The sequence below is a fragment of the Actinosynnema pretiosum genome, assembly GCF_024171695.1.
GTDB lineage: Bacteria > Actinomycetota > Actinomycetes > Mycobacteriales > Pseudonocardiaceae > Actinosynnema > Actinosynnema pretiosum.
The window spans coordinates 13675-25366 of record NZ_JAMTCF010000023.1 but is presented as its reverse complement, the minus strand read 5'-3'; the positions used below and the strand labels follow the sequence as shown (position 1 = coordinate 25366).

The following is an 11692-nucleotide window of genomic DNA, read 5'->3' as shown; positions in this document are numbered from 1 at the left end:
CGGTGACCATGACGACCAAGAGCGAGGTCAGCGCCGTCGACGTGCTGTCGGACGGCTTCGGGCGGGTGCTGGAGTCCGTGGAGCGCGTGCTGGACGGTGTGTCGCCCGAGCAGCTGGCGCACCGGGTGGACGGCGCGGGGAACCCGATCGCGTGGCTGGTCTGGCACCTGACCCGCGTGCAGGACGACCACGTCGCCGAGGTGGCGGGCGCGGAGCAGGTCTGGACAGCCGAGGGCTGGTCCGAACGGTTCGACCTGCCGCTGCCGGTCGACGACACCGGGTACGGGCACGACTCCGACCAGGTCACGGCCGTCGTCGCGCCCGCCGAGCTGCTGCTGGGCTACCACCGGGCGGTGCACGAGCGGACCGAGGCCTACCTGCGCACGCTGGGGGCCGGTGACCTGACCAGGGTCGTGGACGACTCGTGGGACCCGCCGGTGACCCTGGCCGTGCGGCTGCTCAGCGTGGTCGAGGACGACCTCCAGCACGTCGGGCAGGCGGCTTTCGTCCGGGGCGTGTCAGGGGCGGGCGCGCAGTGAGACGCGGAACTCGCGCGGCGGCACGCCGACGACGCGCCGGAACGCGGTGCTGAACGCGCTCTCGGAGCGGTAGCCGACGGCGCCCGCGATCGAGGTGAGGGAGTCGTCCGTGCGCAGCGCGGCGCGCGCCAGCTGCATCCGCCACTCGATGAGGTAGTCCAGGGGCGGCTTCCCCACCTTGGTCCGGAAGTTCACCGCGAAGGACGAGCGGGACATCCGCGCGATCGCGGCGAGCTCCTCCAACGTCCAGCGGTGGCCGGGCTCGGCGTGCACGGCGCGCAGCACGGCCCCGATCCCGTCGTCGACCACGGACGCGAGCCAGCCCAGCGGCTCGCTGGACGAGTCGGCGTGCGCCCTGAGCAGGTGCACCAGCAGGATCTGGGCCAGGTGCTCCAGGACGAGCGACTGGCCCGTCCTGGGCTCCTGGAACTCGTGCACGAGCAGGGTCGCGATGTTCCAGAGCAGCTGCCCCCCGGTCTCGTCCGCCCTGACGACGACGGCCGGGGGCAGCGCCGAGAACAGCGTGGAGGCGTCGGCGTCCCGGAACTCGAAGTCGACGCTGCACGTGTAGGCGGGAGCGCCGGGGCCGTTCACCGGAACGCCCTCCCGCGCCGCGTCGACCGAGCTGCCCAGGCCGTAGGCGGGCGGGTTCCCGAGCAGGTAGAAGTCACCGGCGCGCAGCAGGACGGGGTCGAGGCCGTCCACGCACAGCCAGACCTCGCCGTCGACCACCACGCCGAGCTTGATGTGCGGGAATGGCGAGAACCGGGCGCCCCAGGGCGCCGTCGCGCGGAGCGGGGCCGGGACGACGGCCCTCGGCCGGGCCAGCGCCAGGACCTGCCGGACGGGGTCGCTGACGTCGAGCGTGACCTCGGTCCTGGACGATCGATAAGGATTGCTGGACTCCACGTTATGGACTATACGAGGGACGCTGGGAACGATGGTGTCCGGCGGCTGGGCCGCCGGGCGCGGGGAACCTGCCCGCGCCGGATCCACGCGAGGAGCGGAGCACTCATGCGTTACCGATTTCTTGGCGGCTCCGGGCTGCGCGTGTCGGAGTTGTCGCTGGGAACGGGCAACTTCGGCACCGGCTGGGGGCACGGGGCGCAGGCGTCCGAGGCGCGGGCGATGTACGACGCCTACCGGGAGGCGGGCGGGAACTTCGTCGACACCGCCTCCAACTACCAGTCCGGTGACGCCGAGGAGCACCTGGCGGACCTCATCGCCTCGGACCGCGAGGACGTGGTCCTGGCGACGAAGTACAGCGCGGGGACCACGCCGGACAGCGGCCTGCACCTGACCGGCAACAGCCGCAAGGCGATGGTCCAGTCCCTGGAGCAGAGCCTGCGCAGGCTGGGCACCGACCGGGTGGACGTCTTCTGGGCGCACGTGGCCGACGGGGGCACGCCCGTGGAGGAGGTGCTGCGGGCCTTCGACGACCTGACGCGCGCGGGCAAGGTCCTGTACACCGGGCTGTGCAACTTCCCCGCGTGGCGCGTGGCCGCCGGGACCGTGCTGGCGGCGCAGCGCGGGTGGGCTCCGGTCACGGCGATCCAGGTCGAGTACAGCCTGGTCGAGCGCGCGGCCGACCGGGAGCTGCTGCCGATGGCGGAGGCGCTGGGGCTGGGCGTGCTCGGGTTCTCGCCCCTCGGCGGCGGGCTGCTGACCGGCAAGTACCGGCGGGGCGGGACGGGGCGGGCGGAGAGCGTGCTCAGCCGGTTCCTCCACCGGGAGGACGAGGCGACTAAGACGAAGGTCCTGGACGCGGTCGAGAGCGTCGCCCTCGACCTCGGCGCGACCCCGGACCAGGTGGCGATCAGGTGGTCGATGACCAGGGGCGTGATCCCGATCATCGGGCCCAGGGACGTGGAGCAGTTCACGTCGAACCTCGCGGCGGCCGAGCTGGAGATCCCGGCGCACCACCTCGACCGGTTGACCGAGGTGAGCGCGCCGCGACCGGAGTACCCGCACGGGCTGTGGGTCGAGCACGACCGGGTTGAGCCGAAGCGGTTCGCCCAGGTGTAGCGCCAGGGGGTTAGCGCTCAGGGCGTGACGACGATCTTGCCCAGCGGACGGCCCCGCGCGTAGTCGACCACCGCCGCGACGGCGTCGTCGAGCGGGTACCGGCGGGCGATCGGGGTGGCGAGCGTTCCCGCCAGCGCGGCCTCGGCGACGGCATCGGCCCCGGTGGACTCGTCACCGGTGTGCATCACGAAGCCCAGGTCGACGTCGTCACGTCCGAGCTGCTCCGGCCTGGGCGGCGGGAAGACGATCGAGAGCAGCCTGCCGCCCGGCCGCAGGGCGCGGGCTGCGGCGGGCAGGGCGTCGGGGAGGAGCGCCAGGTTGAGCACGACGTCGACGCCCGAGGGGTAGGCGCCGTGGTCGACCACGTGCCGGGCGCCGAGGCCGCGCAGCAGGTCGGCGCCCTCGGCGGTGCGGGCGGTCGCGGTGATCTCGGCGCCCGCGGCGGCCAGCACCGGGACGAGGGTGAGGCCGACCGGGCCGGTGGCCCCGACGACCAGCACGGACTCGTCGGGCTGGATCCTGGCGGCGGCGGTGAGCGCGAGCGTGGTGCCGCCCGCGATCGGCAGGGACGCGGCCAGGTCCGGGGGCAGGGCGGACGGGCGGTGGCCGATGGCGGGGGTGTCCGCCTCGAACACCGCGTGGTCGGCGAGCGCGCCGGTGCTCAGCGACGGGCGCTCGGGGTCGGCCACCGCGCGCAGCTGGCGGGGCAGGGCCAGGCCGAAGACCTCGTCGCCCGCGCGGTAGCGGGTCACCGCCGGTCCGGTCGCCACGACGGTTCCGGCGAACTCGTTGCCGGGGGTGTAGGGGAACCGGAGGTCGAGCAGGTCGCGGAAGCCGCCGGTGATCACGCGCAGGTCGGTGGGGTTGACGGTGGCGGCGGCGATCCGCACCAGGATCTGGCCGGGTCCGGGGGTGGGGACGGGCAGTTCGGCGAGGGTGAGCCGCTCGGGGTCCCCGTAGCCGGTGGCGACGAGCGCCCGCATGGTGGTGCCGGTTGTCATGGGGCCACCGTATGGAGCACCGGGTGCGGCGGTCGATGCCGGAACGACTCGGTTTCTTGCCCGTCTGCCTCATCTAGGCTGGTCGGGTGGATCTCGTCGCGGACGTGCTGGAGGTGTCCGGCGTGCGGGGCGCGCTCGGGGCCAGGACCGAGGCGGGCGGGCGCTGGTCGGTTCCGCTGGCCCGCTGCTCCTCGGCGCTGCTGCACGTGGTGGTCGAGGGGCGCGCCTGGCTCGGGGTGGGCGCTCCGCCGTCGTGGCTGGAGCTGGCGGCGGGTGACGTGGCGCTGCTGCCGACCGGGCCGTCGCACGTGCTCAGCAGCTCGCCGGAGGTTCCCACGGGCGGCGCGGCGGGCGCGGTCCGCGCGGCCGAGGCGGGCGAGGTGATCCGGCTGGGGACGCGGGACGCCGACACGCGCGTGCTGACGATCGCCTACGACTGCGACCACACCGTCCGCACCCAGGTCCTCGGCGCGCTGCCCGAGCTCGTGCACGTGCGCGGCGGCCGGGGAGAGGAGGGATTCGACGACACCGTCCGGATGCTGGGCCGGGAGCTGGCCCACCCCCGGCCGGGTGGGCGGGCGGTGCTGAACAGCCTGGTCGACGTGCTGCTCGTGCAGCTCATGCGCGCCTGGCTGCCGACCCAGCCGAGCCAGGTGGGCACCTGGCTCGGCGTGCTCGACGACCCGCTCGTGCGCGGCGCGGTGGAACGCCTGCACGCCGACCCCGCCCACCCCTGGACGACGGCGTCGCTGGCCTCCGCGCTGGCGGTCTCGCGCGCGACCCTGTCCCGCCGCTTCCCGGCGGCGATCGGCCAGAGCCCGGCCGCCTACCTGGCCCAGTGGCGGATGGACCTGGCGGCGGCCCGCCTGCGCAGGACCAGGGACCCGGTCGAGTCGATCGCCGCACGGGTCGGGTACCGGTCGGCGCCCGCGTTCAGCCGGGCCTTCACCCGGTCGCGGGGGATGACGCCGGGGCGGTACCGGGCGGGTGGGGCGACCGCAGAGGAGTGACCGCAGAGGGGTGACCAGCGGCGAGGCGTGCCGGAGGCCGTCGTGCGGGCCCTGCCCCCAGGTCGGTTCCCAGCCGTCGGCGTCGTAGTACAGCACCGGGTTGTCGACGGCCAGGAGCGAGACGCACCACGCCATCGTGCAGCCGCCCCAGGCCAGGTGCAGCCACGACGGGGGCACGCCGTCCTCCCTGGCGCGGCGGTGCAGGTCCACCGCGCAGGTCCGGTCCGAGGCGTGCCCCGGCTCGCGCCGCCCGGCGGTCAGGGGGTCAGTCCGGAGCCGTGGCCGAAGCCGCCGTCGCCGACCTCGGTGTCACGGGCGGGAGCAGCGGCCCGCGCGGGGTGTCGGCGAAGTAGGCCGTCACGACCTCGTCGTACGCCGAGTCGAACCGCAGTCCGGGGTCCCACGCGCGGGTCCGCAGGGCCGCGATCAGCGCGTCGTCGTCCTCGGCGAGATGTGGTTCCGGCAGGGGTGTTGGGAGTGACACGTCGGGAGCCTGGTTAACGGGTCCGACACGACCGGGGCCCATGCTGGAGGGCGACCGCGTGTCCTCCGTGGACGGTCACGGAGCGCGGGAGAAGTGCGAAGAGGCTGTGACGTGACGACATCCGCAGTGACCATCCGGCCCTCGACCGCCGCCGACGTGGCGGTCGTGGCCGCCGTCTACGCCCACTACGTCGAGCACGGCGTGGCGACGTTCGACGAGGTGGCGCCGAGCGAGGAGGACTGGGCGGGCAAGCGCGCGGACATCACCGGGCGCGGGTTGCCGTTCCTGGTGGCCGAGGTGGACGGGGTGGTGTCCGGGTTCGCGTACGCGGCGCCGTGGCGGTGGAAGCGGGCCTACCGGCACACCGCCGAGGACACGATCTACCTCGCGCCGGGGGCCACCGGGCACGGGGTGGGCAAGGCGTTGTTGGGGGCGGTCGTCGAGGCGGCTCGGGAGGCCGGGGTGCGGCAGCTCATCGCGGTGATCGCGGACAGCGGGGACGGGGCGTCCGCCGCGCTGCACCGGCGGTTCGGGTTCGGCGAGGCCGGGGTGCTGCGGGCGGTGGGGTTCAAGCACGGGCGGTGGATCGACACGGCGTTGTGGCAGTTGTCGTTGTAGACGTGGTTGACAGTTGTGGCCCAGTTTGTAAAGTGAGGCCATGACGGTCACCGACGAGCGGAACCGCGTGATCCTGGACGCGGCGATCGGGTTGTTCCTGCGCTACGGCTACCGCAAGACGGCGATGGACGAGGTCGCCAGGGCCGCCGGGTTGTCCAGGCAGGGGCTGTACCTGCACTACCGGGCCAAGGACGTGCTGTTCGCGGCCGTGCTGGAGCGCATGGTCGGGCAGGTGCGCGAGGCCGCGCTGGCGGAGCTGGCGCGGGTGGGCGTGCCGGTGGAGCGGCGGGTGGTCTCGGCGCTGGAGGCGTTGCACGGCGAGGCGGCGACGGCGAGCAGCGCGAGCGTGAGCGAGCTGCTGCAGGCCGCCGCCGAGGTGAGCGGGCCGCTGCTGGAGCGGTTGCACGACGACGTGGTCGCGGCGCTGGTGGACGTGCTGGAGGAGTCCGGGGTGGCCGGGGCGTGGCGGCCGGGCGGGGTCGGGGCGGTGGAGCTGGCCGAGCACCTGTACCTGGTGTCGGCGGCGGTCAAGCAGCTCGACGCGCCGGTGGACGTGCAGCTGGCGCGGTTGCGGGTGGCCGTCCGGATCGTGCTGCGCGGCTCCGACTCCGACGGGAGGGCCTGACGTGCGGGTCGTCGCGCTGGCCGCGCACGAGGCGGGCGGTCCGCTGCGCCCGCTGGTGCGCGAGGTGGGACCGCCGGGGCCGGACGAGGTGGACGTGCGGGTGACGCACTGCGGGATCTGCCACACCGACGTCGGCGTGATCGACGACGAGTGGGGCGTGGCGCGGTTCCCGGTCGTCGCCGGGCACGAGGCCGTGGGCGTGGTGGTCGCCGTGGGGGCGAACGCGCGGCTCGCGGTCGGGACGCGGGTGGGGGTCGGCGCGATCGCCGGGTCGTGCTCGCACTGCGCGCGGTGCCTGAGCGGGCGGCACAACCTGTGCGCGGCGCGCGACGACGTGGTGCTGCGCGGGGACGGCGGGGCGTTCGCCGACCACCTGCGGGCGTCCGACTGGCGGCACGTGCACCCGCTGCCCGACGAGCTGCCCTCGGCCGAGGCCGCGCCGCTGCTGTGCGCGGGCACCACGGTGTTCGGGCCGCTGCTGGCCAACGGGGTCCGGCCGACCGACCGGGTCGCGGTGGTCGGCGTCGGCGGGCTCGGGCACCTGGCGCTGCAGTTCCTGGCCGCGTGGGGGTGCGCGGTGACGGCGGTGTCGACGACGCGGGCGAAGGAGGCCGAGGCTCGGGCGTTCGGCGCGACCGACTTCCGGACCCCTGAGGAGCTGGTGGAGGGGGCGTTCGACTTCGTGCTGTCGACGGTCCCGGCCGACCTGCCGTGGGACGACTACCTGGCCGCGCTGCGCCCCGGCGGGACGCTGTGCGTGGTGGGCTTGCCCGCCGGGACGATCTCGGTGCGGCCGATGAGCCTGCTGCCGCAGGCGAAGCGGATCGTGGGCGGGATCCCGGCGACGCCGTCGGAGAACCGGCTGATGCTGGAGTTCGCGGCGCGGCACGGGATCAGGGCGGCGGTGGAGGTGTTCCCGGTGGGCGAGGTGGAGCGGGCGCTGGAGCTGGTGCGCGGGGGTGGGGCGCGGTACCGGGCGGTGCTGGAGTTCTGACGGGAGGCGGGGCGGTGCTCCCCCGGCGGTCGCACCGCGCCGGTGGAGCACCGGCTGACCCCGTTGCCGCGCGACAGCTGAGCGCGCACGCTCGCCGACCTGCCCGGCGAGCAGGCGGACGCGCTGCGCGACCCTGCTCGTGGACGCGGTGGTGGCGGTGTCGAACGCGCCGACGTCCGGCCCGCTCGCCGGGCAGGCGGTCAGACCGGCGTGTTGGCCGCGATCACCACCTCGGCGGCGGTGCTCCAGCCCAGGGCGGTGTAGAGGGCGTGGCCGTCCGGGGTCGCCATCAGGACGCCCCTGGTCGCGCCCCTGCGGACGGCCTCGGCGGACAGCAGGGCCATCACCGCGCTGCCCAGGCCCTTGCGGCGGTGCTGCGGGGCGGTTTCGACGCGGTCGAAGACGGTGTCCCCGTCGACCAGGGCGGCTTGGCCGCTCGCCGCCACGCTGGTGTCCGCGTGGCGCAGTTCGACCCTGAGCACGGCAGCGGCGGTGACGGCGGTGACGGTCACCACCGGGTGGTAGCCGGGTGGCAGGAGTGGGGCCGGGTGGTCGGGCAGCGGCCTGGTCATCAGGTGCTCGCGGGTCGGGCGGACGTGCAGGCCCGCCTCCACCAGGGTGCGCGCGGCCTCGGCCGGGTGCTCGGTGGGGACGGTCAGCCAGGTGGGCTCGTCGGCCTCGGCCACCTCGGCGGCCAGTTCCGGGGACAGGCGCAGCGCGATCAGCTCGCGGCGCCTGCCGGGCAGGCCCAGCAGGACGCGCAGCGCGCCGCGCTCCTCGGGCTGCCGCGTCCAGCCCCGGCAGGCGCTCCAGCCCCGCTCCCAGCGGCGGATCAGGTCGTCGGGCACGGCGGTCAGCCTAGGCCAGTGGCGCTCTCGGGTGACCAGGGCTCGGGGACGGGGCTCAGCGGGGGTCGCGGATCGCCAGCACCGCCAACCGCACCCGGTTCGCCGCGCCGGTCTTGTCCAGCAGCGCGGCCACGTGCGTCTTCACCGTGCTCACCGCCACGTGCAGCCGCGCCGCCACCTCCGCGTTCGACAGCCCCTCGCCGACCAGGGCCAGCACGTCGCGCTCCCGGTCCGTCAACCCCGGCAAGCCCTGGCGCGGCGGGGCCGCCGGTTCGGCGCGGTGGGCCGCGCGGGCCGCGTCCACCAGGCGCCGCAGGACGGGCCCGCTGAACGGCGACTCGCCCGCCGCCGTGCGCCTGATCGCGTCCAGCAGCTCCTCCGGCGGCGCGTCCTTGCCCAGGAAGCCCTGCGCGCCCGCGTCCAGCGCCGGGTACAGGTGCTCGTCGTCGTCGAACGTGGTCAGCACCAGCACGCGGGTGGCAGGCCGGGAGGCGAGGATCCTGGCGGTCGCGGTGATGCCGTCCACGCCCGGCATCCGCAGGTCCATCAGGACCACGTCCGGCGCCAGCCGCTCCACCAGGCGCACCGCCTCGCCGCCCTCGGCCGCCTCGCCCACCACCTCCAGGTCGGCGCTGCTCTCGCAGAGCATCCGCAGGCCCGCGCGCACCAGGTGCTGGTCGTCCACCAGCAGCACCCGGATCACCGCGCGCCCCCGGTCGGGATGGTGACCTCCAGCGCCCAACCCCGGTCACGGCGGCCCGCGCTGATGCTCCCGCCCAGCAGCTCCACCCGCTCCCGCATCCCCACCAGGCCGAAGCCGGGATCGTGCGGCGGTCGGGGCGCGGTCCCGTCGTCGGCCACCACGATCCGCACCGCCCCCTCCCCCACCGCGACCCGCACTCGCGCGCGGGGACGCGGACCGGCGTGCTTGACCACGTTCGTCAACCCCTCCTGCACCACTCGCAGCACCGAGATCCGGCGGATCGAATCGAGCCCGGCGACCGCCCCGTCCACCTCCGCCTCCACCACGGCCCCGGCGGCGCGCGTGCGGTCCACGGCCGCCTGGAGCGCCGTGGCCAGCCCGGTCTCCCCCGCCACCACGCCGGTCCCGTCCTGACCGGTGGCGGGGTCGCGCAGGACCGCCATCAACCGCTTCAGGTCGGCCAGCGCGGCCCGGCCGGTGCCGTGCGCCTGGTCCAGGGCCCGGTCGACGCCGGGGTGCGCGCCGCCCAGCGCGTGGCGCGCCGCCCCCACCTGCACGGTGATCGACGCCATGTGGTGCGCCACCAGGTCGTGCAGCTCGCGCGCGATGGCCGTGCGCTCGGCCAGCCGCGCGTGCCGCACCGCGTCGTCCCGGCCGCGCTCGGCCTCCCGCGCGGTCCGCAGCACCGAGCGCACGTGCCACCCCAGCAGCACCGGCGGGCACGTGGTCAGCACCAGCGAGGAGGTCGACAGCAGCGGGTCGTAGTGCGGCGCGTAGATCACCACCTGCGCCGCCGCGAACGCCGCCGCCGCGCTCCAGCACGGCCACCCGTCGCGGCGCACCCACAGCTCCGCCAGGGAGATCGTGGTGAGGATGAACATCACCGGGGACGCCACGTCCGCGCCCACGAGCTCGGCGGCGAGCAGCAGCACCGGGTTCAGCAGCGCGGCGGTGAGCGGGAACCACCCGGCGAGCCCGGTGAGCGCGGCGGCGGCCAGGCCGAGGAGCCAGTCGGCCGGGCGGGTGGGCGCTGGGCCGTGCAGCACCGCCAGGAACGCGGCCGTGAGCGGCAGCGGCAGCACCCGCAGCAGGAGCGGCGTCATGCGCCAACCCTAGGGAGCGCGCCCGCGAACCGCCTCCGTCGTCGGGTGGAGGGGCCTCCACCCCGAGGCGGGGACGACGGGCCGCTCGGCGGAGGCGGGCGGGCGGCGCGGGCGGCCACGGTGGAGCGCATGATCACTCGTCATCAGCACTGGGCGGTCGCGGCCTCGGTCGCCGCGTCGCTCGTCCTCGTCCCGTCCGCGAGCGGGAACCCCGCGCCGCGGTGGGAACCTTGCGCCGGGAACCCGGCGGTCGAGTGCGCCACCGTCCCCGTCCCGGTCGACTGGGCCGATCCCGGCGGGGAGCGGTTCGACCTGGCCGTGGCCCGCCGCCCCGCCAGGGGCGAACCGGTCGGCACGCTCGTCTACCTGCCCGCCGGTCCCGGCAGCTCCGGGGTGGACGCGGTCACCGACGACGCGCTGTTCGAGCTGCTGTTCTCCGCCGGGACGGCCGAGCGCTTCGACGTCGTCGGCTTCGACCCGCGCGGCGTGCGGCGCAGCAACCCCGTGCTGTGCTCCCCCGAGCTGGTCGCCGCGCTGGACCGGCCGACGCCCTCGGACCAGCGGGAGTTCGACGACCTGCTCGCCGCGCAGGCCGCGCTCGGCGCCGACTGCCGCGAGCGCACCGGCCCGGTGTTCGACCACCTGGACAGCACGCAGGTGGCCGGGGACGTCGACGCGCTGCGGGCCGCGCTGGGCGAGGAGTCGGTGAACCTGTACGCGCTGTCCTACGGGACGGTGGTGGGCCAGCGGTACGCCGAGCTGTTCCCCGGCCGCATCCGGACCGTGGTGCTGGACGGCGTCTTCGACCACACGGTGGACTCGGACCGGTTCGCGCTCGCGGGCGCGCGGGCCGCGCAGGGCGCGTTCGAGGTGTTCCTGGAGTGGTGCGACCGCGCGCGGGAGTGCGCGCTGCACGGGCAGGACGTCCGAGCGCGGGTCGCGGACCTGTTCGACCGCGCCGAGCGGGGCGGGCTGCCCGACCCGGACGACCCGGCCCGCCCGCTCGACCCGGCCGGGCTGACCTACCTGCTGGTGTCCCCGCTGACCCGGCCGGACCTGCCGGAGGTCGCCGCCCGGATCGCCTGGTTCGACGCCCCCGCCCAGCAGGCAGCCCCGGTCGCCCCGACCGCCGCGCCGTCCCCGGTCCCGCTGCCGATCTACCTCCAGTGCGCCGACAACCGCAACGACGCGTCGACCTTCGCCCGCGCGGAGGCGCTGCGCGCCGCGTCCCGCGCCGTCGCGCCGGACGTGCGGCAGTCCGCGTACGACCTGGCCGACCTGTGCGTGAACCCGCCGGTCCCCGCGACGAACCCGCAGCGCCCCCTGGAAGCCGGGGACGCGCCGCCGGTCCTGCTGCTGAACGCGCGCCACGACCCGTCGACGCCGCACGAGGGCGCGCGGAACGTGGCGGACCAGCTGCCCGGTTCGGTGCTGGTCACCCACGAGGGCCTCGGGCACGGGGTGGCGACCAGGACGCCCTGCGCGGTCGACGCGGTGCACCGCTACCTCACCGAACGCGTTCTGCCGCAACGGGACGCGCACTGCCCGGCGGGTTGACCGCGATCCGGTGATCTTCGCGCCGGGCACCACGCGCACCTCGTCCCCCCGGAGCCCCGGACGTCACCGCCGCGCCCCGGAACGACGACGTTCCCAAGAGGAGCGGAGCGCTTGAGAAGCCTTGCCGCACAACGACTTCCCCCGACCTCGGAAGCGGTCGGCCGCCCTCCGCGCCGGACCGTCAC

Annotated in this window: 13 protein-coding genes; 7 read left to right on the top strand and 6 right to left on the bottom strand. The window is 75.6% G+C overall.

Features of this window, described 5'->3' with window-relative positions:
- Positions 1–8: 8 nt before the first annotated feature.
- The gene (locus tag LV78_RS34585; protein WP_253850233.1) at positions 9–539 is read left to right on the top strand and encodes a mycothiol transferase; all 531 of its coding nucleotides are present in this window, start codon (positions 9–11) and stop codon (positions 537–539) included.
- Here the strand turns inward: LV78_RS34585 and LV78_RS34580 are convergent.
- Positions 519–1448 (bottom strand): AraC family transcriptional regulator, encoded by a 930-nt coding sequence (locus LV78_RS34580; protein ID WP_253850231.1) that lies wholly within the window; start codon positions 1446–1448, stop codon positions 519–521. The two genes, LV78_RS34585 and LV78_RS34580, sit on opposite strands and share 21 nt — an antisense overlap.
- Before the next feature lie 105 nt (positions 1449–1553).
- On the opposite strand from LV78_RS34580, the gene LV78_RS34575 reads away from it, so the two are divergent.
- Entirely contained in the window at positions 1554–2564 is a 1011-nt protein-coding gene (locus LV78_RS34575) for an aldo/keto reductase (protein ID WP_253850229.1), read from the top strand.
- A 17-nt stretch (positions 2565–2581) separates the two neighbouring features.
- Here the strand turns inward: LV78_RS34575 and LV78_RS34570 are convergent, their stop codons facing one another.
- Positions 2582–3565, bottom strand: coding sequence for an NADP-dependent oxidoreductase (locus LV78_RS34570; protein ID WP_253850227.1), 984 nt, complete (start codon positions 3563–3565; stop codon positions 2582–2584).
- An 86-nt stretch (positions 3566–3651) separates the two neighbouring features.
- Here LV78_RS34570 and LV78_RS41885 point away from each other — a divergent pair, with 86 nt between their 5' ends.
- Positions 3652–4575 carry an AraC family transcriptional regulator gene (locus LV78_RS41885; protein WP_253850225.1) on the top strand — a complete coding sequence of 308 codons (924 nt, stop codon included), beginning with the start codon at positions 3652–3654 and terminating at the stop codon, positions 4573–4575.
- A gap of 265 nt (positions 4576–4840) precedes the next feature.
- Here the strand turns inward: LV78_RS41885 and LV78_RS34560 are convergent, their stop codons facing one another.
- Entirely contained in the window at positions 4841–5059 is a 219-nt protein-coding gene (locus LV78_RS34560) for a hypothetical protein (protein ID WP_253850223.1), read from the bottom strand.
- A 111-nt stretch (positions 5060–5170) separates the two neighbouring features.
- Here LV78_RS34560 and LV78_RS34555 point away from each other — a divergent pair, with 111 nt between their 5' ends.
- Genes LV78_RS34555 through LV78_RS34545 form a run of 3 tightly spaced genes read left to right on the top strand, consistent with a single transcriptional unit; the run spans position 5171 to position 7296 of the window.
- Positions 5171–5677 (top strand): GNAT family N-acetyltransferase, encoded by a 507-nt coding sequence (locus LV78_RS34555; RefSeq protein ID WP_253850221.1) that lies wholly within the window; start codon positions 5171–5173, stop codon positions 5675–5677.
- Positions 5678–5717: 40 nt separating this feature from the next.
- Positions 5718–6302, top strand: coding sequence for a TetR/AcrR family transcriptional regulator (locus LV78_RS34550; protein WP_253850220.1), 585 nt, complete (start codon positions 5718–5720; stop codon positions 6300–6302).
- Between the two features lies 1 nt (position 6303).
- A complete protein-coding gene (locus tag LV78_RS34545; protein ID WP_253850219.1) occupies positions 6304–7296 on the top strand; it encodes an NAD(P)-dependent alcohol dehydrogenase in 993 nt (330 codons plus the stop codon).
- A 200-nt stretch (positions 7297–7496) separates the two neighbouring features.
- On the opposite strand, the gene LV78_RS34540 is transcribed toward LV78_RS34545, so the two are convergent.
- The 3 genes from LV78_RS34540 to LV78_RS34530 are packed head-to-tail and all read right to left on the bottom strand — an operon-like array spanning position 7497 to position 9950.
- Positions 7497–8144, bottom strand: a complete 648-nt coding sequence (locus LV78_RS34540; RefSeq protein ID WP_253850217.1) for a GNAT family N-acetyltransferase — start codon at positions 8142–8144, stop codon at positions 7497–7499.
- 55 nt (positions 8145–8199) lie between these two features.
- Entirely contained in the window at positions 8200–8847 is a 648-nt protein-coding gene (locus tag LV78_RS34535) for a response regulator (RefSeq protein ID WP_253850215.1), read from the bottom strand.
- Complete coding sequence (locus LV78_RS34530; RefSeq protein WP_253850212.1) at positions 8844–9950, bottom strand: sensor histidine kinase; 1107 nt, start codon at positions 9948–9950, stop codon at positions 8844–8846. The genes LV78_RS34535 and LV78_RS34530 overlap by 4 nt, the downstream gene beginning before the upstream one ends.
- A gap of 129 nt (positions 9951–10079) precedes the next feature.
- Here LV78_RS34530 and LV78_RS34525 point away from each other — a divergent pair, with 129 nt between their 5' ends.
- On the top strand, positions 10080–11507 hold the full coding sequence (locus LV78_RS34525; RefSeq protein WP_253850209.1) for an alpha/beta hydrolase: 1428 nt from the start codon (positions 10080–10082) through the stop codon (positions 11505–11507).
- The last annotated feature ends 185 nt before the right edge of the window (positions 11508–11692 follow it).

Excerpts from the sequence above, each read along its gene's own strand:
- LV78_RS34530 (WP_253850212.1), bottom strand. The coding sequence starts at position 9,950 with ATGACGCCGCTCCTGCTGCGGGTGCTGCCGCTGCCGCTCACGGCCGCG.
- LV78_RS34525 (WP_253850209.1), top strand. The coding sequence starts at position 10,080 with ATGATCACTCGTCATCAGCACTGGGCGGTCGCGGCCTCGGTCGCCGCG.
- LV78_RS34585 (WP_253850233.1), top strand. The coding sequence starts at position 9 with ATGACGACCAAGAGCGAGGTCAGCGCCGTCGACGTGCTGTCGGACGGC.
- LV78_RS34575 (WP_253850229.1), top strand. The coding sequence starts at position 1,554 with ATGCGTTACCGATTTCTTGGCGGCTCCGGGCTGCGCGTGTCGGAGTTG.
- LV78_RS34550 (WP_253850220.1), top strand. The coding sequence starts at position 5,718 with ATGACGGTCACCGACGAGCGGAACCGCGTGATCCTGGACGCGGCGATC.
- LV78_RS34570 (WP_253850227.1), bottom strand. The coding sequence starts at position 3,565 with ATGACAACCGGCACCACCATGCGGGCGCTCGTCGCCACCGGCTACGGG.